This window comes from Mycolicibacter nonchromogenicus (assembly GCF_002101775.1).
Lineage (GTDB): Bacteria > Actinomycetota > Actinomycetes > Mycobacteriales > Mycobacteriaceae > Mycobacterium > Mycobacterium nonchromogenicum.
This window is the reverse complement of the sequence record NZ_LQPI01000027.1, coordinates 13,255-38,324: the sequence shown is the minus strand read 5'-3', so window position 1 is coordinate 38,324 and position 25,070 is coordinate 13,255. Positions and strand designations below refer to the sequence as shown.

Sequence of the window (25,070 nt, the reverse complement as noted above, 5' to 3'; positions counted from 1 at the left end):
CCATTTGGAAACAATCCCAAAACATCAGTCAAAAACTGACATCAAAAAAACGCCACACCCCCAACACGGGGCGCCGAAGGCATGGCAAAAACAACAACAAACAAAAACCACCAAACACACTATTGAGTTCTCAAACAACAGGCCGCCTGGCTTCAGGCAACCCCGCCACTGTACTCGGTTTTCGGAGTTGAGTCAACTCCGAGATTTTCGGGGCTTCCGGAAGGACTTCCAGACTTTGCCGGTAGTCCCGCGGTCCGCGTCCCTCCGGCTCGTCCTATATTACACGTTCTATCTCAGCACCCAAATCGCCTAGATACTCCACGAACATCGGGTACCCGCGATCGATGTGATAGACGTCGTGGACCTCGGTCTCACCGTCTGCGACCAGGCCCGCAAGGACCAAGCCGGCTCCAGCCCGGATGTCGGAGGCCCATACCGGTGCGCTGGAGAGCTGCGGCAGACCGCGCACCACCGCATGGTGTCCGTCGGTCCGTGCGTCGGCACCCAGGCGGATCATCTCCTCGACAAACCGGAATCGGGCTTCGAATACGTTCTCGGTGATCATGGACGTGCCGTCGGCGATCGCCGCGAGCCCGATCGCCATCGGCTGCAGGTCAGTGGGGAACCCCGGAAACGGCAAGGTCGCGACATTGACGGCCTTGGGGCGCTCGTATTGCACCACCCGGAAGCCGTTGTCGGACTGGGTGATGGTCGCCCCCGCGTCGTGCAGCTTGTGCAGCACGAGCTGAAGGTGAGCCGGGTCCACACCGGTCACCGAGATGTCCCCGCGGGTCATCACCGCGGCAATCGCCCAGGTCGCGGCCACAATCCGGTCACCGATCACTTCGTGCTCGGTGGGATACAGCCGCGGTACCCCGGTGATCTTCAGCGTCGGGGAGCCGGCTCCTTCGATCTGGGCGCCCATCTGGTTGAGCATCGTGCACAGATCCGCGACATCGGGTTCACGTGCCGCGTTGTGGATGGTCGTCACACCCTCGGCCAGGACCGCCGCCATCAGGATGTTCTCGGTGGCGCCCACCGACGGGAATTCCAGCTGGATCTCGGCGCCGCGCAGCTTCTCGGCGTGCGCGACCACGCATCCGTGCTCGATATTGCAGGTGGCACCCAGCTGGCGCAGGCCGGCCTGGTGCATATCGAGCGGGCGCGAGCCGATCGCGTCGCCACCCGGTAGTGCGACTTTGGCCTTCAGGCACCGGCCCACCAGGGGGCCCAGCACACAGACCGAGGCCCGGAACTGGCGCACCGCGGCGAAGTCCGCGTCGTACTTGGGTTCGTCAGGTGAGGTGATGCGCACCGTGGTGCCTTCGAGCTCGACATTGGCGCCCAGCCCGCGCAGCACCTCGGCCATCAGCGGAACGTCCAAAATGTCCGGGCAGTTGGTAATGGTGCTGGTGCCCTCAGCCAACAAGGCCGCCGCCATCAGCTTCAGGACGCTGTTCTTAGCGCCACCGACGGCGACCTCACCGGACAGTCGGTTGCCCCCGGTAACCACAAAACGCTCTCCCACTCGCGTCAGTGTAATGACGACACGGGGCCTGTCCGACCAATCTGCACTCCTGCCGAAGCGAGGATCGCGGCGTCGTCTACCCCGGTACAGTTTGAGCCATGGCAGTGCACATCACTCGCGTTTACACCCGTACCGGCGACGACGGAACGACCGGGCTCAGCGACTTCTCTCGCGTACCCAAGACCGATCCGCGACTGGTGGCCTATGCCGATGTCGAAGAGGCCAACGCCGCGATCGGTGTCGCGATCGCGCTGGGCGAACCCGATGAGGCGGTGCGCGCCACACTGCTGCGCATCCAGAACGACCTGTTCGACGCGGGCGCGGATCTGGCGACGCCGGTCGCCGAGAATCCGAAGTACCCGCCGCTGCGGATCACCGCCGACTACGTCGATCGGGTGGAGGCGTGGTGTGATCACTACAACGAGCAGCTGGCGCCGCTCAACTCGTTCATCCTGCCGGGCGGCTCGCCGCTCTCGGCACTGCTCCACGTCGCCCGAACCGCGGTACGGCGGGCCGAGCGCTCGGCCTGGGCGGCACTCGATGCATATCCGGACGGGGTGTCGGTGCTGCCGGCGAAGTATCTGAATCGGTTGTCGGACTTGATGTTTGTCTTGTGTCGCGTGGCAAATGCCGATGGTGACGTGCTCTGGAAGCCCGGCGGCGAACGCACCGACAGTCCCGAAAAGTAGTCGGCGACAACGGCGGTCAGTAACTCTGACGCTTGGCCCGTGGTGACGGGCGTGCCTCCAGCCATGACAGGAAAGCGGTCCGCGCGCCGCGGTCCAGCGCTATCTCGAAGCCGGCCCGGCGGTCCTGGGTGGTATCACGCAGTTCGAGCACCACGATCTCGTCGGTCATGATGTCGAACTCATCGCCGCGTGGCGCGCGCCGTGCCACCACGTCCACGCCGCGACGGGACAGCCGGCGATCCGGCCACAGCCGCACGCTGGACAGTCGGTAAAAGGCCGCTTCCCCGCCTCGATAGCGGACCACACCGTGGCGCCAGCCATGGCCGCCCACCGCCGGCAGGTCGCGCATGATCGCGGCGGTGCCACCTTGGCGCAGCTTCCACAGCCGATAGCTCAGCGCAACGACAGCGCTCAGGAGAACGGCGACGAGCACGACCATAACGATCATGGGCGTGCTCATCGGTTCAAGCCTTATTAGTCGATCACACCCAGGGCGCGCAGCCTGGCCCGTCCCTGTGCGGCCGTCTTCGGGTCGCTGGACTGGGCCTCGTGCCGCGCGGTTGCTTCGTCGATCTCTGCTTCGAAGTCAACTGCCTCGGCCAGGATGCTGACACCCTGCTCGGTCACCGACAGGAAACCGCCGTGCACGGCGAGCCGCAGCTCACCCTCCTCGACACGATCCACCCGCACCACGGCGTCATCGACGAGCTCGGCAACCACCGGGATATGCCCCGGCAGGATGCCGATCTCACCGACGGTGGTCCGGGTGAAGATGAACGAGGCCTTGCCCGACCACACCTTGCGGTCGACCGCAACGATGTCGACGTCAAGCTCTGCCATTACCCACCACCTTTCGCCGCCAGAAGATTCCGGGTCACAGCTTGGCGCCCAGGCTCTCGGCCTTCTTGGCCAGGTCGTCGAGGCCACCGATCAGGAAGAACGCCTGCTCCGGCAGGTGGTCGAAGTCACCCTTGGTCAAGCGGTCAAACGCCTCGATGGTCTCCTTCAGCGGCACCGTCGAGCCCGGCTGGCCGGTGAACTGCTCGGCGGCCATCATGTTCTGGCTCAGGAACCGCTCGATACGGCGCGCCCGGCCGACCAGCTGCTTGTCCTCTTCGGACAGCTCGTCGATACCGAGGATGGCGATGATGTCCTGCAGGTCCTTGTAACGCTGCAGGATCCGGATGACCTCCTGGGCGACCCGGTAGTGGTCTTCACCGACGATGGCCGGGTCCAGGATGGTCGAGCTGGAGGCCAGCGGGTCCACCGCCGGGAAGATGCCCTTGGAGAACACCGCACGGGACAGCTCGGTGGTGGCGTCCAGGTGCGCGAACGTGGTCGCCGGCGCCGGGTCGGTGTAGTCGTCGGCGGGCACGTACACGGCCTGCATCGAGGTGATGGACCGGCCACGGGTCGAGGTGATCCGCTCCTGCAGCTCACCCATCTCGTCGGCCAGCGTGGGCTGGTAACCCACGGCCGACGGCATGCGGCCCAGCAGGGTCGAAACCTCGGAGCCGGCCTGGGTGAACCGGAAGATGTTGTCGATGAACAGCAGCACGTCCTGGCCCGCCTCGTCGCGGAACCACTCGGCCATCGTCAGGGCCGACAGGGCCACGCGCATACGGGTGCCCGGCGGCTCGTCCATCTGACCGAACACCAGGGCGGTGTCCTTGAGCACGTTGGCGTCCTCGAGCTCGACCCACAGGTCGTTGCCCTCACGGGTGCGCTCACCCACGCCGGCGAACACCGAGGTGCCACCGAAGTTGCGGGCGATACGGTTGATCATCTCCTGGATGAGCACGGTCTTGCCCACGCCGGCACCACCGAACAGGGCGATCTTGCCGCCACGCACGTACGGGGTGAGCAGGTCAACGACCTTCAGACCGGTCTCGAGCATCTCGGTGCGCGGTTCCAGCTCGTTGAAGGCCGGGGGCTTGCGGTGGATGCCCCAGTGCTCGAAGTCCTCGCCGTAGCCCGGCTTGTCCAGGCAGTGGCCCAGGGCGTTGAACACGTGGCCCTTGACCTCGTGACCGACCGGCACCGAGATGGCGGCGCCGGTGTCGGTGACCTCGGTGCCACGCACCAGGCCGTCGGTGGGCTGCATCGAGATGGTGCGGACCAGGTTGTCACCCAGGTGCTGGGCGACCTCGAGGGTCAGCGTCTTGGCCAGCTCCGAGAAGCCGATCTCAGCGTGCAGAGCGTTGAACAGCTCGGGCACCGCGCCCCGGGGGAACTCGACGTCGACGACGGGGCCGGTTACGCGCACCACGCGGCCGGCGGTTGTCTTGTCAGCGGTAACAGTCATTATCTTCTTCGCTTCCTTGGGGACTTACCGGGCGGCGTCGGCGAGGGCATTCGCACCGCCAACGATTTCGCTGATTTCCTGGGTGATCTGAGCCTGGCGCTCACGGTTGGCCTCAAGGGTCAACGCTTTGATCAAGTCGTCGGCGTTGTCGGTCGCCGACTTCATGGCGCGCTGGCGCGAAGCCAGCTCCGAGGCCGCCGAGTCGAGCAGCGCGGCAAACACGCGGGTGGTCAGATACCGCGGCAGCAGCGAGTCGAACAGCGTGGTGGCATCCGGCTCGAAGGAGTAGAGCGTCTTCGGACCGGTCTCTTCTCCCACGTACTCCACCAGCATCGGGGCGATCCGACGCGCCTCCGCCGACTGCGACAGCATCGAGCGGAAGTCGGTGGACACGATGTGCAACTCGTCGACACCCAGGACCCCGTCGGTGCCCGGGTAGTCGCCGTCGTCGTCGACGCCGGCCAGGAATGCCTCCACCAGAGTCGAGGCGATCGTGGCGGCGTTCTCGTACGTCGGCTGCTCGGAGAAACCGGTCCAGGAGTCGGTGACTGTCCAGTTCCGGAACGAGTAGTAGGCCAGCGCCTTGCGGCCCACGACGTAGAGAACCGGGTCCTTGCCCTCCGAGCGCAGCAGCGAGAACAGCTCCTCTGCCCGACGGAAGACGTTGGCGTTGTAGCCGCCACACAGACCACGGTCGGACGACACCACCAGGACACCCGCCCGCTTGGGTTCGCTGCGCTCAACCAGCAACGGGTGGTCCAGGGCCGCCTCGGCGGCCAGGGTGGTGAGCAACCGGGTGATCTCGACGGCGTACGGCCGTGCCGTTTCCAGCCGGTTCTGAGCCCGGCCGATACGCGAGGTGGCGATCAGCTCCTGGGCCTTGGTGATCTTCTTGATCGACCCGGCTGAGCGGATTCGCCCGCGTAGTTCGCGAAGTGTGGCAGCCATAGCGGCGTTACTTCTTCTTCGCCGGCGCGGGCTTGCGGACCTGCACCGCTTCCTTGCCGAGCTTGTCCTCGTCCAGCGCCTCGACGTGCTCGTCGGGAACCACTGAGCTGCCGTCCGAGGCGGCGAAGCCCTTCTTGAACTGGTTGATCACCTCAACCAGCTTCTCGCTGGCCTCGTCGGAGAGCTTCTTGGACTCGCGGATTCCGGCCAGAAGGTCGTTCTCCGAAGCCCGGATGTGGTCCAGCAGCTCGGACTCGAAGCGTGCCACGTCCTCGACCGGCACCGAGTCCAGGTGACCTTCGGTACCGAGGAAGATCGAGACCACCTGCTCCTCGACGGGCAGCGGGGCGTACTGGGGCTGCTTGAGCAGCTCCACCAGGCGTGCACCACGCTCCAGCTGAGCCTTGCTGGTGGCGTCCAGGTCGGAGGCGAAGGCGGCGAAGGCCTCCAACTCGCGGTACTGGGACAGGTCCAGACGCAACGAGCCGGCCACTTCCTTCATGGCCTTGATCTGGGCGGCGCCACCGACGCGGGACACCGACACACCGACGTTGATGGCCGGACGGACGCCCTGGTTGAACAGGTCGCTCTCCAGGAAGCACTGGCCGTCGGTGATCGAGATGACGTTGGTCGGGATGTAGGCCGAGATGTCGTTGGCCTTGGTCTCGATGATCGGCAGGCCGGTCAGCGAACCGCCACCCAGCTCGTCGGAGAGCTTCGCGCAGCGCTCCAGCAGACGGGAGTGCAGGTAGAAAACGTCACCCGGGTATGCCTCGCGGCCCGGCGGGCGACGCAGCAGCAGCGAGATGGCGCGGTAGGCCTCGGCCTGCTTGGTCAGGTCGTCGAACACGATCAGCACGTGCTTGCCCGCGTACATCCAGTGCTGGGCGATAGCCGAGCCGGTGTAGGGAGCCAACCACTTGAAACCGGCGGAGTCTGATGCCGGAGCGGCGACGATCGTGGTGTAGTCCATGGCGCCGCCCTCTTCCAGCGCACGACGCACGCTGGCGATGGTGGTGCCCTTCTGGCCGATCGCGACGTAGACACAGCGAACCTGCTGGTTCGGGTCGCCGGTCTCCCAGTTCTTGCGCTGGTTGAGGATCGTGTCCACACACAGCGCGGTCTTGCCGGTCTTGCGGTCGCCGATGATGAGCTGGCGCTGGCCGCGGCCGATCGGGGTCATGGCGTCGACGGCCTTGACGCCGGTCTGCAGCGGCTCGCTGACGCTCTGACGCTGAACCACCGAGGGGGCCTGCATCTCCAGCGGACGACGGGTCTCGGCTTCGATCTCGCCGCGGGCGTCGATGGGCTGGCCCAGCGGGTTGACGACGCGGCCGAGGAAGCCGTCACCGACGGGCACCGAGAGCACCTCACCGGTGCGCTTGACCTGCTGGCCCTGTTCAATGTGCTCGAATTCGCCCAGGATGACCGCACCGACGCTGTGCTCGTCGAGGTTCAGGGCCACACCCAGCACCCCGCCGGGGAACTCGAGGAGCTCCTGGGTCATCACCGAAGGCAGGCCCTCGACGTGTGCGATGCCGTCGCCGGCGTCGATGACGGTGCCGACCTCCTCGCGCGCGGTGTCGGCGCTGAAGGAGCTCACGTACTCCTCGATCGCCCCCTGAATGTCGTCAGAGGAGATTGTCAACTCTGCCATGGCTTTTCGTCTTCCTGCCTTCGAATGGGTTGTGGGCTCTGAGACCTGGTAGGTCTGGGTAGGTCTTGTCAGTCGGGCAATTGCGTCTTGGCTGCGGCGAGACGCGACGACAGCGCGCCGTCGATCACCTCGTCGCCGACCGAGATCGTCAGCCCGCCCAGCAGTGCCGGATCGATGCCGACCTGCACGCGGACCGGGTGGCTGTAGATCCGGCTCAGAATGCTGTTCAGCCGGGTGAGCTGGGCCTCGCTGAGCTCGGCCGCCGCACCGACGTGTGCCACCAGCTCGCCGCGCCGTGCCACTGCGATCTGCGCAAGCTCGGCGATCGCCTGATGTGCCGACTGGCCACGCAGCAGTCGTACGGTCTGCTCGAGCAGCGCCACCGTGATCGGGTTGGCACCACTGCCACCGCCCACGACATTGCGCAGCAACCCGACCCGAGCTGCGGCCGGGCTCTCGGTGTCACCGAGCAGGACGTCCAGGCGGGGCTGTGCTTCCAGCACGCGGGAGAACCGGAACAGCTGGTCCTCCACCTCGTCGACGGTGCCCGCGCTCTCCGCCGACAGCAGCAGCGCCTGCCGGGCGACATGCTCGATGGCGGTGACCAGGTCCTCGCCGTTCGACCACCGGGCGGACGCGGCGTCGGTCACCAGCGTCAGTGCGCCGGCACCGATCTTGTCGGCGAACAGTCGCTGCACCAGACGCACCTTGGGTGCGGCGTCATCGGTCGGCACGGTCAGATGCCGGGTGACCACGCTCTCGCGCTGGAGCAGCTCGGCGACCGCGGTCAGGTCGTCGGCCAGCGTGGCCAGGCCCTGCTGGTCCAGGCCACCGGCCGCCTCGCCGAACTTGTCCAGCACACCGGCCAGCGCCTGACGGCTGGCCGAACGCAGCCGGGCCAGGATGGGCGATTCGACCTCGACGGACTTCGGCGCCATGGCGTCGAGCTCGTCGAGGAACCGGTCCACAGTGGCGGCCTGCCGCTGCGGGTCGGCGACGTGCGCGCGAACCAGATCGCCCGCCCGCTGCACAGCTTCGGCGCCCAAACCGGATCGCAGCTCACGGATGAGTTGCGCCCGCAGGAGCCCCGCCTGCTGTCCGCCGGTGGCCTTAACCCGCTCGGCTTCGACACCGGCCTGGCTGCGCAGCTGCTCGGCGATCCGCTCGGCATCCGTGCGGGCTTCCGCGGTGACCCGCTCCGCTTCGGCGGCGGCGTTGGCCAGTGCCGTGGAGTGCGCCTGACCGGCCTCGGCCAGACGAGCGGCGGCTTCTGCCGCCTCCTCCAGCTGCCTGCGCACCGACTCCTGCTGGTCGGCCATCAGCTTGCGCACCGGTGGCACGACGAACTTGACCAGCAGCCACACGATGATCGCAAAGCCGACCAGCTGCCCGATGAAAATCGACATCTCTGTTGCTACCGCCCCGTACTCGCCGCGGAAAGTGCCTCGACCTCAACGCCGAGGATCCGGCTGGCCAAGGTGGCAGACAGCGTCTCCACCCGGGCCTGCAGCTGCTCACTCACCGCATCGCCTTCTTGCTTGAGCTTGTCGGTGGCGGCCTGCAATGTCGAGGCCACCTCCGCCTCGGCCGCCGACCGCTGCTCGTCGATCACCTTGCGCCCCTCGGCACGAGCTTCGTCGCGTGCCGTGCTGGCCTCAAGGCGCGCCGCCGCCATCTGCTTCTCGTAATCGGCTTCGGCGGCCGCGAACTGCTCGGCGGACTCCCGATTGTCGGCGAGCGTCTTGGTGACCATGTTCTCGCGCTCCCGCAGCACCTTCATGATCGGCGGCACCACGAAGGTACTGATCACGCCGAGCACGACCACGAAGATCGCGAGCACGACAAAGAAGGTGCCGTCGGGAATGAGGAAGCTCTTCTGCGGGCCTTCCTCAGCCGCCTCGCTCAACGCGAGGACAGCAACGCTCATGTCACCCATCTTGTGCGTTTACTGCTGTGCGGCGATCGGGGTGGCGAAGACGAACAACGCCATGAAGGCCAGGTTGATGAAGTAGGCCGCCTCGACCAGACCAACCGTGATGAAGAACGGGGTGAACAGGCGACCCTGCGCTTCGGGCTGACGGGCGATACCGGCGATCAGAGCGTTACCGGCGATACCGTCACCGATACCGGCGCCGATGGCACCGCCGCCCATGATGAGACCGCCGCCGATGAGGGCACCAAGTCCGATCAGATTGGGATCTGCCATTTCATTCCTCCTTGCTAGCTGGTAGTGCTCTACCAGGTCTGATGTGGTCGTGCAGGTATTACTAGTGGTGGTCTTCTTCGAGCTCCATGGCCTGGCTGAAGTACAGGATGGTCAGCAGCGCGAAGATGAACGCCTGGATCAGGCCGACGAACAGGTCGAAGGTCTTCCAGATCGCGTTCGGCGCGACCATGAAGTAGGGCCCGAGCAACGCGATCAGGCTGACCAGGATGCCGCCGGCGAAGATGTTGCCGAACAGACGCAGAGACAGCGAGACCGGCTTGGCGACCTCTTCGACCAGGTTGATCGGCGCCAGGACCGCGACGTGGCCCTTGAGCAGCCGCAGCGGGTGGCCGAGGAATCCGCGGCGCCAGAACCCGGCCAGGTGGTAGCCGCAGAACACGAAGAGTGCCAGCGCCAGCACGAAGTTGATGTCGCCGGCGGCCGAGGTGATCAGCTCATGGATGCCGTGCTCGTCGGCGTACTGCACCGGCAGCACCGACAGCCAGTTACAGACCAGGATGAAGACGAAGATCGTCACCGCCAGGGGCAGCACGAACGGGGCGATCTTCATCCCGATGGCACCCTCGATCTGGTTGCGCATCTGGATGGTGATCGCTTCGAAGAACAGCTGCACGCCGCTGGGCACGCCGGTCGAGGTGACCTTGGCGCGCAGGAAGAGCGCCAGGGCGATCACGATCACCGCTGCGATCGCGGTGGAGGTGATGGTGTCGATGTTGACCTCGCCGACCAGCGGCCAAACCGCGGTCTCGTGGTGGCCGACCTCGATGGCCCCCTCAGCCAGGATCGACTCAGTCATTTTTCGTCCCTTCAGCGCCGGACTCTGCCGCTTGCGCGCGGAGCTTTTTTACCACTGGCAGCATGGTGGTCAGCACCAGCACTACCTCGAACAAGGCCAATCCGAACAGCGCGCCGAGGCCCTCTGGACGGAACTGGTAAGCGATCGCCAGGCCGATCACGCTGATGACCAGCAGACGAGACGCCGAGTTCAGCGCCATCTTCTTCTTCAGCGGATGGTCGGAGGCGGTGATCTTCAGCGCAGACCGGCGGATCAGCAGTGCATTGCCCAGGCCGAGCGCCAGGCCCAGCCCGAAGAACACTCCGAAAAGCGGTCGGCCGAATTGAGCGGCTGCGGCAATCGCAGCAGCGGTCAGAGCCACACAGATCAGTGACAGCCGAATCGGCTGAAATACCACCGACGGCAACACCAACGGCGCATCTTGCGCTGGTGTCGTCACCGCTCACCCCAATCTGAATCTGCCGCGTCGTTGTCGTGCAGTCGCCCGCCGAGCGTATCGGATGCCCGAACGCGCCGTGGAACCACCTACAACACCATCCTAGACGGTCCTACTACCGCGTGTCGTAGGGGCTGTCTTCCGAGGCGCCTCCCCGGCGCAACAACGGGATGAGCGTAACGACAATCGCGATGAGCATGGCACCCAACATCACCGCACCGGTGTAGCGCGGGTCGAAGAAGATGGTGCCGGCGGCCCCGAACGCGACGATCGCCGTCCACAAGTAGATCAGCAGCACCACCCGGCGGTCGGAGTGGCCGATCTGCAGCAACCGGTGGTGCAGGTGCATCTTGTCCGGGCTAAACGGGCTGAGCCCGGCGCGAGTGCGACGGATGATCGCCAGCAGCACGTCCAGTGCCGGCACACACATCACCGCCGCCACCAACAGGAACGGTGACAGCAGCGCGAAGACGTCGCGCGCGCCGTAGGCGGTCTGCGAGATCGGCCCGGCCGCGGTGGTGGACGCCGCCGCCAGCATCAGCCCGATCAGCATCGAGCCGGAGTCGCCCATGAAAATCTTCGCGGGGCTGAAATTGTGGGGCAGGAAGCCCAGGCACGCCCCGGCGAGGACCACCGAGATCAACGCCGGCGGGTAGAACAGCACGTCGCCGCCGTGGTCCTGCAGCACACCGACGGAGAACATGCAGATGGCCAGCGCGGTGATCAGTCCCAGGCCGGCAGCCAGCCCGTCCAGGCCGTCGACGAAGTTCATCGCGTTGACGATCGAGACCGTCAGCGCCAGGGTGAGCAGGATCGACGACACTTGATCGAGCACCACGGTGCCGACACCGCCGATCGGAATGTAGAGCACACTCCAGGCCACGCCCATGGTGACCAGCACGCTGGCCGCGGTGATCTGGCCGGCGAATTTGGTCAGCGCGTCCAGGCCCCACTTGTCGTCCAGCAGACCGATTCCCATGATGACGCCGCCCGCCAGCACCACCGCCGGCATGCCGGTGGAATAGACGAAGCCGCGGGTCAGCGCCGGCAGCTGCGATGCCAGGAAGATTCCGGCGACGATTCCGACGTACATCGCCAGCCCGCCCATCCGCGGTGTGGGCTTGACGTGGACATCGCGTTCGCGCGGGTAGGCGACCGCGCCGATCCGGGTGGCCAGCCACCGCACGGGACCGGTGGTGAAGTAGGTGATGATCGCGGCGGTCAAGCCGACCAGCGCCAGCTCACGCAGGGGTACGCCGGCACCCCGGTCGGCCAGTGCCAGCAAGCTGGTGGTCACGCTGTCCCCGTCAGGGATTCCGGATCCAGCCCCAGCACCGCGCCGATCTGTTCGGCGGTGACCGGCCCCGGGCGGACGATCCGCGGCGCGGGGCCGGTGAGGTCCACGATCGTCGACGCCGCGCCCTGTTCGGCCCGGCCCGCGTCGAGGTAGACCTCGACGGACTCCCCCAGCTGACTCTGCGCCTCGGCGGCCTCGACCGCCGGCGACCCACCGGAGACGTTGGCGCTGGACACCGCCATCGGGCCTACGGCCTTGAGAACCTCCAGGGCCACCGGATGCAGCGGCATGCGCACCATGACAGTGCCGCGGGCTTCGCCGAGGTCCCACTGCAATGACGGGGCCTGGGTGACGATCAGGCTGAGCGCACCCGGCCAGAACGCGCGGATCAGTTCCCGGGCGGATTCGGGCACTATCAGGGCCAGCCCGTCGATGGAGTTCCACGAGCCCACCAGCACGCCCACCGGCATGTCGCGGCCGCGTCGCTTGGCCGCCAGCAGCGCGGTCACGCCGGCGGCGTTGAAGGCATCGGCGCCGATCCCGTAAACCGTGTCCGTCGGCAGCACCACCAGGCGTCCACCGCGCACAGCGTCGATGGCCGCCGCGATTCCGGCCGCGCGGCGGTCGGCGTCGGAGCAGTCGAAAACCTCAGTCATTGTTGACCGTTCCTGGTCGCCGTCACGAATCGCAGCCGCCCCGTCAGATCGGGCCGGGACACCACATCGTCGAAAAATCCAGTATCCCGCACAGTGTCGACAGTCGTCGTCGGTGTGGTGTCGTCGTGTTCAACGGCGAACAGCCCACCCGGACGCAGCAGCCGCGCGGCGAGGTGAGCCAGTGGGGTGATCACCGACATTCCGTCCGGGCCGCCGAACAGCGCGTGCTCCGGATCATGCTGGGCCACTTCGGGATCTAGCGTCGCCCCCTCGGGGATGTAGGGCGGGTTGCTGACCATCAGGTCGACTTGGCCGTCGAGCTCTGCCAGCAGCCCGGGCGTGGTCACGTCGGCGTGGATCAGTTCCACGGAGGTACCCGCGCAGTTGCGTCGTGCGTAGTCCAATGCCGGCTCGGAGTCCTCCACCGCCAGAACCCGAGCCCCGGGAAGGCTTCGGGACAACGCGATCGCGAGCGCACCGGAACCGGTGCAGGCGTCGACGATCACCGGATCTGAGCCGAGGGGTTGGGCCGCAGCCTGTTTCAGAACCCAGTCGAGCAGGGCTTCGGTTTCCGGCCGCGGGATGAAGACCCCCGGGCCCACCTGCAGCAACACCGGGCCGAACGCCGCAGTGCCGATCAGGTGCTGCAGCGGGATCCGGGAGCTGCGTGCGGCGACCAATTCCCGGTAGCGGCCGAAGAATTCGTCGTCGGGGGGATCCAGCAGCGCCAGCCGGCCGCGATCGGTGCCCGCTGCATGCGCGGCGAGCTCTTCGGCGTCGTAGCGGGCGGAGTCAATCCCGGCATCAGCGAAAAGCGCTGCAGCGGAGTCGATGGCGTCCCGTATGCGGCTCACGCCGTCCCCTGTAACCGGGATTCCTTATCGGCGGCTGCCAGTGCGTCGAACATCGGATCGAGGTCCCCGTCGAGGACCTGGTCGAGGTTGTGCGCCTTGTAGCCGATGCGGTGGTCGGTGATCCGGTTTTCCGGGAAGTTGTAGGTGCGGATGCGTTCACTGCGGTCCACGGTGCGGATCTGGCTGGCCCGGTCGGCCGAGGCGTCCGCCTGGGCCTGCTCCTCGGCAAGCGCCTGCAGCCGGGCCGCCAAGACCTGCAATGCCCGGGCCTTGTTCTGCAGCTGCGAGCGCTCGTTCTGGCAGGTGACGACGATCCCGGTCGGCAGGTGGGTGATGCGCACCGCCGAGTCGGTGGTGTTGACGCCCTGGCCGCCCTTGCCGGAGGACCGGTAGACGTCGATGCGCAGATCCGACTCGTCGATGGCCACCTCGCCGACCTCTTCGGGTTCCGGGTAGACCAGCACGCCGGCCGCCGAGGTGTGGACGCGGCCCTGAGACTCGGTCACCGGCACGCGTTGCACACGGTGTACGCCGCCTTCGAACTTCATTCGCGACCACACACCGTCGGGACTGTCGCCCCTGCTGGCGATGGTCAGCGTGGCGTCCTTGTAGCCACCCAGGTCAGAGGTGGTCTCGTCGAGGATCGTCACCTTCCAGCCCTGGCGTTCCGCATAGCGGATGTACATCCGGGCCAAGTCGGCGGCGAACAGTGCCGACTCCTCGCCGCCTTCGCCGGACTTGACCTCAAGCACGATGTCATCGGCATCGTGTGGGTCGCGGGGCGCCAGCATGTCGGTGAGCGCGGTGTCCAGCTCGGCGACGCGCGCCTCCAGCTCCGGGACCTCCGCGGCGAACGACGCGTCGTCGGCGGCCAGTTCCCGGGCGGCCTCGAGGTCACCACGGGCCGACTCGAGCTTGCGGTGGGCGGCGATGATGGGCGCCAGCTGGGCGAAGCGCCGACCGGCCCGACGCGCCTCGGCCGGATCGTTGTGCAGTTCGGGATCAGACAGCTGCGTTTCCAGGGCGGCGTGCTCGGCCAGCAGGGCGTCGATCCCCTGAATGCTTTGGGTCATCTCACCTCCATCCCCGAACGCAAGCCGACGCCCGGACGTGCTGGCACGTTCCGGGCGTCGGTGAGGGAGCTACTTGTCGTCGGCTGCTGCAGCTGCAGCGCCACCGGCGTTGCGCTTGCCGTAGCGCTTCTCGAAGCGCGCCACACGACCGCCGCTGTCGAGGATCTTCTGCTTACCCGTGTAGAACGGGTGGCACTGCGAGCAGACCTCGACCACGATGTGGCCGCTCTCCTTGGTGCTGCGGGTGGTGAAGGTGTTGCCGCAACCGCAGACCACGGTGGTCTCGACGTAGGCCGGGTGAATGCCAGTCTTCATGATGTCCTCTTCAATCGTCGGCCGCCGGGTCGCCCGCCTTGGGGCGGACGTGAACCGGAACCTGAGGTTTTCGATTATGCCAGCTACGCTGCCACTCCCCCAAAACACCGGGAGCGGCTCCCGCATTCCTGCAGTCGCCGAGGGTGCTAAACCCCGCTGAGATTGCGGCTAGGGCTGTCATCGCGCGGCAATCACGACCCTGACCGCAATTTCAGTCGTTGGGCGGCGTGTCAGTCGTTGTCCATTCCCGGCGTGGTCTTGGACACCTGCACCAGGAATTCGTAGTTGTTCTTGGTCTTGCGCAGCTGACTCATCAACAGGTCGATGGCCTGGTGCGAATCCAGACCGGAGAGCAGTCGACGCAGCTTGTGCACAATGGCGAACTCGTCCGGCGAGAGCAGCAGCTCGTCCTTACGGGTGCCCGACGGGTTGACGTCCACGGCCGGGAACACCCGGCGCTCGGCGATCTTGCGGTCCAGCTTGAGCTCGGCGTTACCGGTGCCCTTGAACTCCTCGAAGATCACCGTGTCACCGGTGGAGCCCGTCTCCACCATCGCGGTGGCGATGATGGTCAGCGAACCGCCGTCTTCGATGTTGCGGGCCGCGCCCAGGAACCGCTTGGGCGGGTAGAGCGCGGTGGAGTCCACACCACCGGACAGGATGCGGCCCGACGCCGGGGAGGCGTTGTTGTAGGCACGACCGAGCCGGGTGATCGAGTCCAGCAGCACGACGACGTCTTTGCCCTGCTCGACCAGGCGCTTGGCCCGCTCGATGGCCAACTCGGCGGCCTGGGTGTGGTCTGACGGCGGCCGGTCGAAGGTCGAGGCGATGACCTCACCCTTGACCGAGCGCTGCATGTCGGTGACCTCTTCGGGACGCTCGTCGACCAGCACCACCATCAAATGGCACTCGGGGTTGTTGCGGGTGATCGCGTTGGCGATGTCCTGCATGATCGTGGTCTTGCCGGCCTTGGGCGGCGACACGATCAGGGCGCGCTGCCCCTTGCCGATCGGCATGATCAGGTCGATGACGCGGGTGGTCAGCTTCTCCGAAGAGGTCTCCAACCGCAGCCGCTGGTTCGGGTACAGCGGGGTGAGCTTGGAGAACTCGGGGCGATTGCGGGCATTTTCGACAGGGCCGCCGTTGACCGAGTCCAGCCGGACCAGCGGGTTGAACTTCTGCCGCTGGTTGGGCTGGTCACCATCGCGGGGCACCCGCACGGCGCCGGTCACCGCGTCGCCGCGGCGCAGCCCGTTCTTGCGGACCATGTTCATCGAGACGTAGACGTCGTTGGGTCCGGCCAGGTAGCCCGAGGTGCGCACGAACGCGTAGTTGTCGAGCACGTCGAGGATGCCGGCGACCGGCTGGACGACATCGTCCTCGCGCAGCTCGGCGTCGCCGCCGGCACCGCCACCTTCGCCGCCACGTTCGCCACGGCGACGCCGGTCGCGGAAGCGCCGGCCTCGCCGGCCGCCGCGTCCTTCGTCGTCGTCGCCACCGCCGCGGTTGGACTGGTCGCCGCCTTGGTCGTCGTTCTTGGACTGCGCGCCGCCGTCGTCCTTGGACTCGCCCTTGGCGCCGCCGTCGCGCTCGCGGCGGCCGCCGGACTGCTCAGCCTTGTCGGCCTTGTCGGCCTTGTCGTCGTTTCGGCCCTGCTTGCGCGACTCGCCCTGGGACTCAGCCTCGGCGGGCTTGTCCTGGTCTGCGGGCTTCTCGGCCTCGGCCTCGGCGGCGGGTGAGCCGGTCGCGCGGCTGGCGCCACGCCGCTCGCGGCGCCGCGGTGCCTCGGAGGCGGCCGCTTCGTCTGCCGGGGCGGCCTCGGCACCGTTGGCCGCGCCGTCGGCCGGCTGCTCGGAGGTGGGCTGCGCGCTGGACGCGTCGCCGCCGCTGTCCCCGTTTTCAGAGACTTCGCGGATCGCGGCGATCAGCTCGCTCTTGCGCATCCCGGAAGAGCCCTTGACGCCGACGCGGTTGGCCAGTGCCCGCAGTTCGGGCAGCACCATCGCCGACAGCGAACTGTCTAAGGCGGCGGTCGGCGCACCGTTGTCGGGCGCCGAGGCGGGAGCGGACTCGGAGGCAGGCGCCGAGGCGGGCTCCGGAGTGGACGGCGCGGCGTCACTGCCGCCGGCGGCTACGTCCTGGCTGGTCTCGGGAGTGCTCGGGGGGGTGGGCAACGATTCCTGGTCGGTGCTGCCTTCAGCCGTGAAGAGGTCCGTATCGGTCACGGATTTCCTTTCTTCCCTCGTCGGTTTTCTCACGCGAGGGGTTTGGTTGCATTCAGCGGACTCGCCGAGTGCGTGTCACCGTCGACTGTGTAACGGTGTAGCCCGTATTGGCGGCGTCGTAACGCAAGCCGTCGGATACGGGAAGAATTTGGTGGCATCCCGGTTGACATCGAGTCTGATTCAGGTGCTGATGCCGCGAATGCGGGACGGGACCGAGGATAACCCGCTTCTGTGCTAGACGCAACAGGTGCCTTTCGGCGCGTCTCAACCCGGTACCGCCGCGCCGGTGTTCCACCGGACCGCGTCGCCCACGGGCATCTTGGTGATGTCGAACACGCGCGCCTCTGGGGAGTCGAGCACCGCGGCGGGCAGTTGGGTCGCTGTCGTCAGTGCCAGCACCGCCGGTCCGGCGCCGGAAAGCACCGCCGCGATACCGTGCCGGCGCAGCAGCTGCAGGAACGCTGCCGACTCCGGCTGGGCGGCACCACGCTGCGGCTGGTGCAGCACATCCTCGGTGGCCGCCAGCAGCAGATCGGGCCGCTCGGTCAGCGCCACCACCAGCAGCGCGGCCCGGCTGACATTGAACCGGGCGTCGCGGTGGCTGACCTGCTCGGGCAACAGAGCCCGGGTTTCGGCGGTCGAGGAGCGCAGTTGCGGGATCGCCGAGAACAGATGGATGTCGGGGTGCAGCCGCAGCGACGCGGCCGCATAGGCCACCTGCTCTGCCCCACCTTCGCCGCTGCTCTCGGTCCACGAGACCACGGCGCCGCCCAGCACAGCGGCAGCGGCATTGTCGGGGTGACCCTCGAATTCTGAGGCCAGCTGGATCAGTTGCGACTCGGAGAAACCGGGCCGATCAAGTTGCGCGACAAGACCGTTCACCACAGCCAGTCCCCCAACCACCGCGGCCGCTGACGAGCCCAGGCCACGCTGATGCGGAATCGCGTTACGGCAGCGCACCACCATGCCGGGAGCCTCGACGCCGGCCTCACGCAAGCCGCGCAGAATGCCCTGCACCACAAGGTGATCCGAAGTGAGCGGAACCTGACCGGCGCCCTCCCCCTCGACCTGGACCACCAGTCCGGACTCGACCGTCTCGACGATCACCTCGTCGTAGAGGCCCAGCGCCAGACCCAAGCTGTCGAAGCCGGGCCCCAGGTTGGCGCTCGACGCCGCAACCGCGACGCTGGCCGTCAACCCGCTCGGCAACAACTGAACCACTAGGCCAGCCCCAATTCGGCGACCACGACGGCCGCGTCGACGGGAACCGCGGTCACCTCGGGCATGTCCTTGAGCGCGGTGTCGGGGTCCTTGAGCCCATTGCCGGTCACGGTGCACACGACGGTCGAACCGCGCGGCACCCAGCCGTCCTCCACCGACTTGAGCAACCCGGCGATGCTGGCCGCCGAGGCCGGCTCGACGAACACGCCCTCGGACTGTGCCACCAGGTGGTAGGCGGCCAGGATCTCGTCGTCGGTGGCGGCCAGGAACCGCCCGCCCGAATCCACCTGCGCCTCGACGGCCTGGGTCCACGACGCCGGCGAGCCGATGCGGATCGCGGTGGCGATGGTCTCCGGGTTCTTGACCGGTTCGCCCAGCACCAGCGGCGCCGCCCCGGCAGCCTGGGTGCCCAGCATCTTCGGCAGCTTGTCGGTCAGGCCGTCGGCGAAGTACTCGCGGTAGCCCTTCCAGTACGCGGTGATGTTTCCGGCGTTGCCGACCGGCAGCGAGTGGATGTCGGGCGCGGTGCCCAGTGCGTCGACGATCTCGAAGGCGGCGGTCTTCTGTCCTTCGATGCGCACCGGGTTCACCGAGTTCACCAACGAGATGGTCGGGAAGTCGGTGGCCATCTTGCGGGCCAGTTCCAGGCAGTCGTCGAAGTTGCCGTCGATCTGAATAATCTTGGCGCCGTGCATGACTGCCTGCGCGAGCTTGCCCATCGCGATCTTGCCCTGCGGAATCAGCACCGCACAGGTGATCCCGGCGCGCGCGGCGTAGGCCGCCGCCGATGCCGAGGTGTTGCCGGTCGAGGCGCACAGCACCGCCTTCTGACCGCGGGCGACCGCGTCGGTGACCGCCATCGTCATCCCGCGGTCCTTGAACGAACCGGTGGGGTTGAGACCCTCGACCTTCAGATGCACCGTACAGCCGGTCTGCTCGGAGATCCGCTTGGCGTGGATCAGCGGGGTGCCGCCCTCGTGCAGGGTGACGGCGGTCCAGTCGTCGCCGATGGGAAGCCGGTCACGGTAAGCACCGATCAAGCCGGGCCAAGGGCGGTGGATCGGTGTCCGGGTGGAGCTCACTGGTCTGTTCCTTCCAGTCGTAGCACGCTGGCGATCCGCTGGACTGCGTCCAGATCAGACAGCGCTGCAACGGTTTTCGACAATGCTGCGTCGGCAGCTCGGTGGGTGACCACCACGATCCGAGCTCCGATCAGTTGGCCCTCGTCGTCAGCCACACCCTCCTGGCGCACCTCGGCGATGCTGACGCCGTGGGCGGCGAACTCGGCTGCCACCGTGGACAACACACCCGGCTTGTCGGCGACGTCCATGCTCACGTAGTAGCGCGTCTGCACGTCCCCGATCGGAGCGACGGCCAGCTGGGCGTACTTGGACTCGCGAGGTCCGCGCCCGCCCTGCACCCGATTGCGGGCGGCCATCACCAGATCACCGGTGACCGCCGATGCGGTGGGCGCGCCACCGGCACCCTGGCCGTAGAACATCAGCCGGCCGGCCGCCTCGGCTTCGACCACCACCGCGTTGAATGCCCCGTTGACCGTGGCCAGCGGGTGAGTCAGCGGCACCAGCGCCGGGTACACCCGGGCCGAAACCCGCTGCTGCCCATCGCTGGTGGTGATGCGCTCACAGATCGCCAGCAGTTTGATGGTGCAGCCCAGCGCCCTCGCCGTGGTGAAGTCAGCCGGGCTGATGGCGGTGATGCCCTCGCGGTAGACGTCGTCGGCGGTCACCCGGGTGTGGAAGGCGATCGATGCCAGGATCGCGGCCTTGGCGGCGGCGTCGTAGCCCTCCACGTCGGCGGTCGGGTCGGCCTCGGCGTAGCCCAGCGCACTCGCATCGGCCAGCGCGGCCGTGTAGTCGGCGCCGGTGGAGTCCATTTCGGACAGGATGTAGTTGGTGGTGCCGTTGACGATGCCGGCCACCCGCAACACGGTGTCGCCGGCCAGCGACTGGGTCAGCGGCCGGATCACCGGGATGGCGCCGGCGACGCTGGCCTCGAAGTACAGGTCCACCCGCGCGTTCTCGGCGGCCTCGGCCAGCTCCCCGGTGGACCGCGACAGCAGCGCCTTGTTGGCCGTGACCACCGATTTGCCGTGCGCGATCGCCGACAGGATCGCCTTGCGGGCCGGCTCCACCGGACCCATCAATTCCACGACGATGTCGACATCGCTGCGCGACACCAGGCTGTCGATGTCGTCGGTGAGCAGCTCCACCGGCACGCCCCGGTCGGCCGCCACCCGGCGCACCCCGACCCCGCGCAGCACCAGCGGCGCGCCGATCCGGGCGGCCAGATCATCGGCACTGGACTCGAGAATGCGAACGACCTCGCTGCCGACGTTGCCCAAGCCGAGGACGGCCACCCCCACGGGGGCCCCGGACACCTGTGAACCGGACACTTTTACCCCACCTCCAGGCTGATCAGGTCTTCGACGGTCTCCCGGCGCAGCATAAGGCGGGCTTTCCCGTCACGTACCGCCACCACCGCCGGGCGGGTGAGCAGGTTGTACCGGCTCGACATCGAATAACAGTAGGCGCCGGTGGCGGCTACGGCGATCAGGTCGCCGGGCACCATGCCTTCGGGCACCCAGGTGTCGCGGACGATGATGTCGCCGGTTTCGCAGTGCTTGCCGACGATGCGCGCCTGCTCTGGCAGGGCGCCTGCTTCTCCGAGGCCCGGTAGGCCTCGCGAGACCAGCCGCACGTCGTAGTGCGCGTCGTACAGCGCGGGCCGAATGTTGTCGCTCATGCCGCCGTCCACGCTGACGTAGCGACGATGCCCGGTGGCGCTGACGGCCACATCCTTGATGGTGCCGACCTCATAGAGCGTGATGGTGCCCGGACCGGCGATGGCCCGACCGGGTTCGACCACCAGCTGCGGGGCGGGCAGGCCCACCGCTGCGGACTCGTCGCGCACGATCGCAGCCAGCTTGGCGGCCAGCTCGGACATCGGCGGCGGGTCGTCCTGCGGCAGGTACGAAATTCCCAGTCCCCCACCCAGATCGATAACGGAAAGCTGCGCGGTCTTGTCGACGCCGAATTCGGCGACCACGTCACGCAGCAGCCCTATGACCCGGTGGGCGGCCACCTCGAAGCCGGCCACGTCGAAGATCTGCGAGCCGATGTGGCTGTGCAGACCGATCAGGCGCAGGTGCTCGGCGGCGAACACCCGCCGGATGGCATCCATCGCCGCACCGCTGGCCAGCGACAATCCGAACTTCTGGTCTTCGTGGGCGGTCGAGATGAATTCGTGGGTGTGGGCCTCCACACCGACGGTGACGCGCACCAGCACGTCCTGCACCACACCGGCCTCGGCCGCGACGGCGTCGAGGCGGTCGATCTCGATCAGCGAGTCGATCACGATGTGACCGACGCCGGCACTGACCGCCGTCTGCAGCTCGGCGACCGACTTATTGTTGCCGTGGAAGGTGATTCGCTGCGCGGGAAATCCGGCGCGCAGAGCGACGGCCAGCTCTCCTCCGGTGGCGACGTCCAGGCACAGACCCTCCTGGTTGATCCAGCGCGCGATCTCACTGCACAGGAATGCCTTGGCGGCGTAGTGCACGTTGTCGCCGCCGCCGAACGCGGCGGCGATCTCGCGGCAGCGGCCCCGGAAGTCGTCCTCGTCGATGACGAACAGCGGGGTGCCGAATTCGGCGGCCAGGTCGGTGACCTTCACTCCGGCGATCCGCGTCACGCCGTCGTCGCCGCGAACGGTGTTGCGCGGCCAGACATTCGGTGCCAACTGCAACAGCTGCTGCGGGGTCTGCGGCCGCGGCGGCAGTCCGTCGGAATGGATCTCTTCGGCGTGGCGGGGGCCCGCCGGGTGCACGTTCACATCCGCTCCGGCGCGCTCACGCCGAGGATGCCCAGCCCGTTGGCGATCACCTGGCGGGTGGCCTGGCACAGCGCCAGCCGCGCCGCGTGCAGGTCTCCCGGCTCCTCATCGCCTTGGGGCAGCACCCGGCAGCTGTCGTAGAACCGGTGGTAGTCCCCGGCGAGGTCTTCCAGGTAGCGGCAGACCCGGTGCGGTTCCCGCAGTGCGGCAGCGGTTTCCAGCACCCGGGGGAACTCTCCGAGGTTGCGGATCAGCGCGCCTTCCTTGTCGTGGCTCAGCAGCCCGAGGTTGGAGGTGTCGGGGGCAAGACCGAGTTCGGCGGCGTTGCGGGCCAGCGCGCAGAGCCGGGCGTGCGCGTATTGCACGTAGTAGACCGGGTTTTCGTTGCTCGCCGAAGACCACAGCGCCAAGTCGATGTCGATGGGGGTGTCCACCGAGGATCGGATCAGGCTGTAGCGGGCAGCGTCCACGCCGATGGCCTCGACCAAGTCATCGAGGGTGATGACGGTGCCGGCGCGCTTGCTCATCTTGACCGGCTGGCCGTCGCGGACCAGATTGACCATCTGGCCGATCAGCACCTCCACTGCTGCCGGGTCGTCGCCGAAGGCGGCCGCGGCGGCCTTGAGCCGGGCGATGTAGCCGTGGTGGTCGGCGCCGAGCATGTAGATGCACAGGTTGAAGCCGCGCTCGCGCTTGTCCAGGTAGTAGGCCAAGTCGCCGGCGATGTAGGCGGGCTTGCCGTCGCTCTTGATGACGACCCGGTCCTTGTCGTCGCCGTAGGCGCTGGTGCGCAGCCAGGTGGCGCCGTCTTTTTCGTAGATGTTGTCGTTGGCGCGCAGCCGCTCGATGGCCTGCTCAACGCGGCCCGAGGTGTGCATCGAGTCTTCGTGGGTGAAGACGTCGAAGTCGGTGCCGAATTCATGCAGCGACTTCTTGATGTGGGTGAACATCAGGTCGACGCCGATCGCACGGAACGTCTCCTGCGCGTCGGGACTGTTCAGCGCATCGGGGGCCTTGGCCTGCACCGCCGCGGCGATATCGGTGATGTAGGCACCGGCGTAGCCGTCTTCGGGGGCGGGTTCGCCCTTGGCGGCGGCGATCAGCGAGTTGGCGAAGCGGTCGATCTGGGCGCCATGGTCGTTGAAGTAGTACTCGCGGGTGACTGCGGCACCCTGGGTGCTCAGGAGCCGACCCAGGGCGTCGCCGACCGCGGCCCAACGAGTGCCACCGATGTGGATGGGGCCGGTGGGGTTGGCCGAGACGAACTCCAGATTGACGTTGAGGCCCTCGAACTGGCGGGAGTGGCCGTAGTCGGCGCCCGCGGTGACGATGTTGGCCACCACTGCACCCTGCGCGGAAGCCTCGATGCGCAGGTTCACAAAGCCCGGTCCGGCGATCTCGGCCGCGGCGATCCCCTCGGCCTGCGCCAGTGCCTCGGCCAGCCAGCCGGCCAGCTCACGCGGGTTGACACCCACCTTCTTGCCCAGCTGCAGGGCCAGGTTGGTGGCGTAATCACCGTGTTCGGGGTTGCGCGGTCGCTCGACCGTCACCGTCGCGGGCAGCGCGGCGGTGTCCAGGTCGTGCTCGGCCAGCACCGCGGAAGCGGTGTTCTTGAGCAATTCGGCCAGATCGGCAGGGGTCACGAGGCCCCATCCTATGGTCTGACGTGGTCAGGCCCCGAATCCGTCCGGTTCTCGGGTCCGGCTATTGATGCGCTAGTCTGTCAAAGCCCACATGGCGCCGCATCACGCGAGCGCCCCCGTAGCTCAGGGGATAGAGCGTCTGCCTCCGGAGCAGAAGGCCGCAGGTTCGAATCCTGCCGGGGGCACCCTCTTTGACCTGCATAAACAGGCAATCAGACACGGCGCATGCTATCCCCGTGCTATCTCGAACGGCCGTCCCAACCGCCCGGTCATCCGACCGACGAAGGGAGTCACCATGTCCACCACCGTTCAGATCTTCGACAAAGCTGCCGAGCACCTACCCATCATCTGCCCGACCGACCAGATCGCCCAGACGCTGCTGGCCGGCCCTTGGTTCCCGGAGTCGCCCACCGAGGTCGTAAACGCCATCCACGAACTGCAGCGCCTCGTGGTGACCACCTTGGGCGCCGGAGGCAAAATCGCTGACCCTTGGGTCGAAGCCGAGAGGTTTCTGGGTGTCACTGTCATCCCGGTGGTGCCCAGTCCCGCTGTGTTCCGATTCTCGCTAAATGCGGCTGCGGAGCATGTGTGCCGCGCCCTTGAGGATGCTGGTGACGCGGGCGGGGCGATCCCCGACGAGGTCACCGCTCCGGTGCGGATCAGCCTGAGCGACGCGGTAGGCCACCTCCGAGAGGCTGAGCGGTTGCTCAACCACGCCCTCGAGGGGAGCTAGCCGAATCCGCAAGCATCCGGTGCGCGACTGGCCCCCTGCTCTGCGGGGGCCGTGATCGCGGTGGTTGACGTGCATTTCGGCGCGCCCGCGTCTATATCGTCCCGGTGCCTGCACCTCGTCACCTAACCCACAGGAACATCAAACCGTGGCCCCCAGCGAGCGCTGGGGGCCACGGTTCGGGCTAGCGCGACGAGACGCCCCGCAGCCGCTCCAACAGCCCGGAGATGAAGTTCACGCTGTTGTGGTGATCAGAACCGACTTGAACCTTGGTGCCGTCGCTGAAAGCCAACGTGATGGACGGCGTCGCGCGTGCCCGGAGCCCTGAGTCGGTAACTTCCGCCCCGAGTTTGATCGGCCCCAGGCTGGCGATGGCAGAAACGGCACCAGTGATTGGCGCATCATCATCGTTGCCTTCCACTGACAACCAGCCAACCGCCTCCCCAGCTATCCACAGTGCCTCGTAGCCTTCATCCTCCAGCGGAGCCCCCGCAAATACTTCAGCCTCGTCGGCGTACGCGCGCAGGAGCTGCATGAATGGCACGGGCGGGCGCCCGGAGAAGCTCTGGCCGAAAACGCGCTCGACAAATTGAGAGATAGGTTCATCCGACATGCCCT

The 25,070-nt window shown here is 67.2% G+C and carries 26 protein-coding genes and 1 tRNA gene; 4 read left to right on the top strand and 23 right to left on the bottom strand.

Annotated features, from left to right (window positions below; genetic code table 11):
* Positions 1 to 191, top strand: a 191-nt coding sequence (locus tag AWC18_RS21790) for a hypothetical protein (RefSeq protein ID WP_207553404.1), incomplete at its 5' end; no start/stop codon positions are given.
* A gap of 83 nt (positions 192 to 274) precedes the next feature.
* On the opposite strand, the gene murA is transcribed toward AWC18_RS21790, so the two are convergent.
* Positions 275 to 1,528: a UDP-N-acetylglucosamine 1-carboxyvinyltransferase gene (murA, locus tag AWC18_RS04165; RefSeq protein WP_064999494.1), complete on the bottom strand. Its 1,254-nt coding sequence runs from the start codon at positions 1,526 to 1,528 to the stop codon at positions 275 to 277.
* 98 nt (positions 1,529 to 1,626) lie between these two features.
* Here murA and AWC18_RS04160 point away from each other — a divergent pair, with 98 nt between their 5' ends.
* On the top strand, positions 1,627 to 2,217 hold the full coding sequence (locus AWC18_RS04160) for a cob(I)yrinic acid a,c-diamide adenosyltransferase (RefSeq protein ID WP_076049766.1): 591 nt from the start codon (positions 1,627 to 1,629) through the stop codon (positions 2,215 to 2,217).
* A gap of 16 nt (positions 2,218 to 2,233) precedes the next feature.
* Here AWC18_RS04160 and AWC18_RS04155 read toward each other — a convergent pair whose 3' ends face one another.
* From AWC18_RS04155 to argS, 21 genes are all read right to left on the bottom strand, one after another.
* Complete coding sequence (locus AWC18_RS04155; protein ID WP_064999492.1) at positions 2,234 to 2,677, bottom strand: DUF2550 domain-containing protein; 444 nt, start codon at positions 2,675 to 2,677, stop codon at positions 2,234 to 2,236.
* 14 nt (positions 2,678 to 2,691) lie between these two features.
* Positions 2,692 to 3,057 carry a F0F1 ATP synthase subunit epsilon gene (locus AWC18_RS04150; RefSeq protein ID WP_076049765.1) on the bottom strand — a complete coding sequence of 122 codons (366 nt, stop codon included), beginning with the start codon at positions 3,055 to 3,057 and terminating at the stop codon, positions 2,692 to 2,694.
* Between the two features lie 34 nt (positions 3,058 to 3,091).
* The gene (gene atpD, locus AWC18_RS04145) at positions 3,092 to 4,522 is read right to left on the bottom strand and encodes a F0F1 ATP synthase subunit beta (protein WP_064999490.1); all 1,431 of its coding nucleotides are present in this window, start codon (positions 4,520 to 4,522) and stop codon (positions 3,092 to 3,094) included.
* Positions 4,523 to 4,546: 24 nt separating this feature from the next.
* Positions 4,547 to 5,470: a F0F1 ATP synthase subunit gamma gene (locus tag AWC18_RS04140; RefSeq protein WP_064999489.1), complete on the bottom strand. Its 924-nt coding sequence runs from the start codon at positions 5,468 to 5,470 to the stop codon at positions 4,547 to 4,549.
* A gap of 7 nt (positions 5,471 to 5,477) precedes the next feature.
* On the bottom strand, positions 5,478 to 7,127 hold the full coding sequence (gene atpA, locus AWC18_RS04135) for a F0F1 ATP synthase subunit alpha (protein WP_085137833.1): 1,650 nt from the start codon (positions 7,125 to 7,127) through the stop codon (positions 5,478 to 5,480).
* Positions 7,128 to 7,195: 68 nt separating this feature from the next.
* Positions 7,196 to 8,533: a F0F1 ATP synthase subunit B/delta gene (locus tag AWC18_RS04130; protein ID WP_085137831.1), complete on the bottom strand. Its 1,338-nt coding sequence runs from the start codon at positions 8,531 to 8,533 to the stop codon at positions 7,196 to 7,198.
* A gap of 8 nt (positions 8,534 to 8,541) precedes the next feature.
* Positions 8,542 to 9,063, bottom strand: a complete 522-nt coding sequence (locus AWC18_RS04125) for a F0F1 ATP synthase subunit B (RefSeq protein WP_064999486.1) — start codon at positions 9,061 to 9,063, stop codon at positions 8,542 to 8,544.
* 9 nt (positions 9,064 to 9,072) lie between these two features.
* Complete coding sequence (locus AWC18_RS04120; protein ID WP_019735417.1) at positions 9,073 to 9,333, bottom strand: F0F1 ATP synthase subunit C; 261 nt, start codon at positions 9,331 to 9,333, stop codon at positions 9,073 to 9,075.
* A gap of 61 nt (positions 9,334 to 9,394) precedes the next feature.
* Positions 9,395 to 10,150: a F0F1 ATP synthase subunit A gene (gene atpB, locus AWC18_RS04115; protein WP_024442339.1), complete on the bottom strand. Its 756-nt coding sequence runs from the start codon at positions 10,148 to 10,150 to the stop codon at positions 9,395 to 9,397.
* On the bottom strand, positions 10,143 to 10,589 hold the full coding sequence (locus tag AWC18_RS04110; protein WP_064999485.1) for an ATP synthase subunit I: 447 nt from the start codon (positions 10,587 to 10,589) through the stop codon (positions 10,143 to 10,145). Before AWC18_RS04110 ends, atpB begins: the two co-directional genes overlap by 8 nt.
* A gap of 112 nt (positions 10,590 to 10,701) precedes the next feature.
* On the bottom strand, positions 10,702 to 11,901 hold the full coding sequence (locus AWC18_RS04105; protein WP_085137837.1) for a glycosyltransferase family 4 protein: 1,200 nt from the start codon (positions 11,899 to 11,901) through the stop codon (positions 10,702 to 10,704).
* Entirely contained in the window at positions 11,880 to 12,539 is a 660-nt protein-coding gene (locus AWC18_RS04100) for an L-threonylcarbamoyladenylate synthase (RefSeq protein WP_085137828.1), read from the bottom strand. The genes AWC18_RS04105 and AWC18_RS04100 overlap by 22 nt, the downstream gene beginning before the upstream one ends.
* Complete coding sequence (prmC, locus tag AWC18_RS04095) at positions 12,536 to 13,393, bottom strand: peptide chain release factor N(5)-glutamine methyltransferase (RefSeq protein ID WP_085137826.1); 858 nt, start codon at positions 13,391 to 13,393, stop codon at positions 12,536 to 12,538. The genes AWC18_RS04100 and prmC overlap by 4 nt, the downstream gene beginning before the upstream one ends.
* Positions 13,390 to 14,466, bottom strand: coding sequence for a peptide chain release factor 1 (gene prfA, locus AWC18_RS04090; protein ID WP_085137824.1), 1,077 nt, complete (start codon positions 14,464 to 14,466; stop codon positions 13,390 to 13,392). The genes prmC and prfA overlap by 4 nt, the downstream gene beginning before the upstream one ends.
* Positions 14,467 to 14,535: 69 nt before the next feature.
* Positions 14,536 to 14,781, bottom strand: coding sequence for a 50S ribosomal protein L31 (gene rpmE / locus AWC18_RS04085; protein ID WP_064999481.1), 246 nt, complete (start codon positions 14,779 to 14,781; stop codon positions 14,536 to 14,538).
* Positions 14,782 to 15,011: 230 nt separating this feature from the next.
* Complete coding sequence (gene rho, locus AWC18_RS04080) at positions 15,012 to 17,006, bottom strand: transcription termination factor Rho (protein ID WP_085137822.1); 1,995 nt, start codon at positions 17,004 to 17,006, stop codon at positions 15,012 to 15,014.
* A gap of 264 nt (positions 17,007 to 17,270) precedes the next feature.
* A complete protein-coding gene (gene thrB, locus AWC18_RS04075; RefSeq protein ID WP_085137820.1) occupies positions 17,271 to 18,227 on the bottom strand; it encodes a homoserine kinase in 957 nt (318 codons plus the stop codon).
* Positions 18,227 to 19,309 (bottom strand): threonine synthase, encoded by a 1,083-nt coding sequence (thrC, locus tag AWC18_RS04070; protein ID WP_064999478.1) that lies wholly within the window; start codon positions 19,307 to 19,309, stop codon positions 18,227 to 18,229. The genes thrB and thrC overlap by 1 nt, the downstream gene beginning before the upstream one ends.
* On the bottom strand, positions 19,306 to 20,625 hold the full coding sequence (locus tag AWC18_RS04065; protein WP_064999497.1) for a homoserine dehydrogenase: 1,320 nt from the start codon (positions 20,623 to 20,625) through the stop codon (positions 19,306 to 19,308). The genes thrC and AWC18_RS04065 overlap by 4 nt, the downstream gene beginning before the upstream one ends.
* 17 nt (positions 20,626 to 20,642) lie before the next feature.
* A complete protein-coding gene (gene lysA, locus AWC18_RS04060) occupies positions 20,643 to 22,079 on the bottom strand; it encodes a diaminopimelate decarboxylase (protein ID WP_085137818.1) in 1,437 nt (478 codons plus the stop codon).
* Positions 22,076 to 23,722 carry an arginine--tRNA ligase gene (argS, locus tag AWC18_RS04055; protein ID WP_085137816.1) on the bottom strand — a complete coding sequence of 549 codons (1,647 nt, stop codon included), beginning with the start codon at positions 23,720 to 23,722 and terminating at the stop codon, positions 22,076 to 22,078. Before argS ends, lysA begins: the two co-directional genes overlap by 4 nt.
* A gap of 112 nt (positions 23,723 to 23,834) precedes the next feature.
* On the opposite strand from argS, the gene AWC18_RS04050 reads away from it, so the two are divergent.
* Positions 23,835 to 23,907: transfer RNA gene (locus tag AWC18_RS04050), tRNA-Arg, on the top strand.
* Positions 23,908 to 24,017: 110 nt separating this feature from the next.
* The gene (locus AWC18_RS04045) at positions 24,018 to 24,455 is read left to right on the top strand and encodes a hypothetical protein (protein ID WP_085137814.1); all 438 of its coding nucleotides are present in this window, start codon (positions 24,018 to 24,020) and stop codon (positions 24,453 to 24,455) included.
* 181 nt (positions 24,456 to 24,636) lie between these two features.
* Here the strand turns inward: AWC18_RS04045 and AWC18_RS04040 are convergent, their stop codons facing one another.
* Positions 24,637 to 25,065, bottom strand: a complete 429-nt coding sequence (locus AWC18_RS04040; RefSeq protein ID WP_085137812.1) for a hypothetical protein — start codon at positions 25,063 to 25,065, stop codon at positions 24,637 to 24,639.
* Positions 25,066 to 25,070: the final 5 nt, after the last annotated feature.

Bases quoted from the DNA above. Each gene is read 5' to 3' on its own strand.
- atpA (WP_085137833.1), bottom strand. From the start codon at position 7,127: ATGGCAGAGTTGACAATCTCCTCTGACGACATTCAGGGGGCGATCGAG.
- prfA (WP_085137824.1), bottom strand. From the start codon at position 14,466: ATGACCCAAAGCATTCAGGGGATCGACGCCCTGCTGGCCGAGCACGCC.
- AWC18_RS04120 (WP_019735417.1), bottom strand. From the start codon at position 9,333: ATGGCAGATCCCAATCTGATCGGACTTGGTGCCCTCATCGGCGGCGGT.
- AWC18_RS04150 (WP_076049765.1), bottom strand. From the start codon at position 3,057: ATGGCAGAGCTTGACGTCGACATCGTTGCGGTCGACCGCAAGGTGTGG.
- AWC18_RS04125 (WP_064999486.1), bottom strand. From the start codon at position 9,063: ATGGGTGACATGAGCGTTGCTGTCCTCGCGTTGAGCGAGGCGGCTGAG.
- AWC18_RS04045 (WP_085137814.1), top strand. From the start codon at position 24,018: ATGTCCACCACCGTTCAGATCTTCGACAAAGCTGCCGAGCACCTACCC.
- AWC18_RS04160 (WP_076049766.1), top strand. From the start codon at position 1,627: ATGGCAGTGCACATCACTCGCGTTTACACCCGTACCGGCGACGACGGA.
- AWC18_RS04100 (WP_085137828.1), bottom strand. From the start codon at position 12,539: ATGACTGAGGTTTTCGACTGCTCCGACGCCGACCGCCGCGCGGCCGGA.
- atpD (WP_064999490.1), bottom strand. From the start codon at position 4,522: ATGACTGTTACCGCTGACAAGACAACCGCCGGCCGCGTGGTGCGCGTA.
- AWC18_RS04140 (WP_064999489.1), bottom strand. From the start codon at position 5,470: ATGGCTGCCACACTTCGCGAACTACGCGGGCGAATCCGCTCAGCCGGG.
- AWC18_RS04040 (WP_085137812.1), bottom strand. From the start codon at position 25,065: ATGTCGGATGAACCTATCTCTCAATTTGTCGAGCGCGTTTTCGGCCAG.
- rpmE (WP_064999481.1), bottom strand. From the start codon at position 14,781: ATGAAGACTGGCATTCACCCGGCCTACGTCGAGACCACCGTGGTCTGC.
- AWC18_RS04130 (WP_085137831.1), bottom strand. From the start codon at position 8,533: ATGTCGATTTTCATCGGGCAGCTGGTCGGCTTTGCGATCATCGTGTGG.
- AWC18_RS04155 (WP_064999492.1), bottom strand. From the start codon at position 2,677: ATGAGCACGCCCATGATCGTTATGGTCGTGCTCGTCGCCGTTCTCCTG.
- atpB (WP_024442339.1), bottom strand. From the start codon at position 10,150: ATGACTGAGTCGATCCTGGCTGAGGGGGCCATCGAGGTCGGCCACCAC.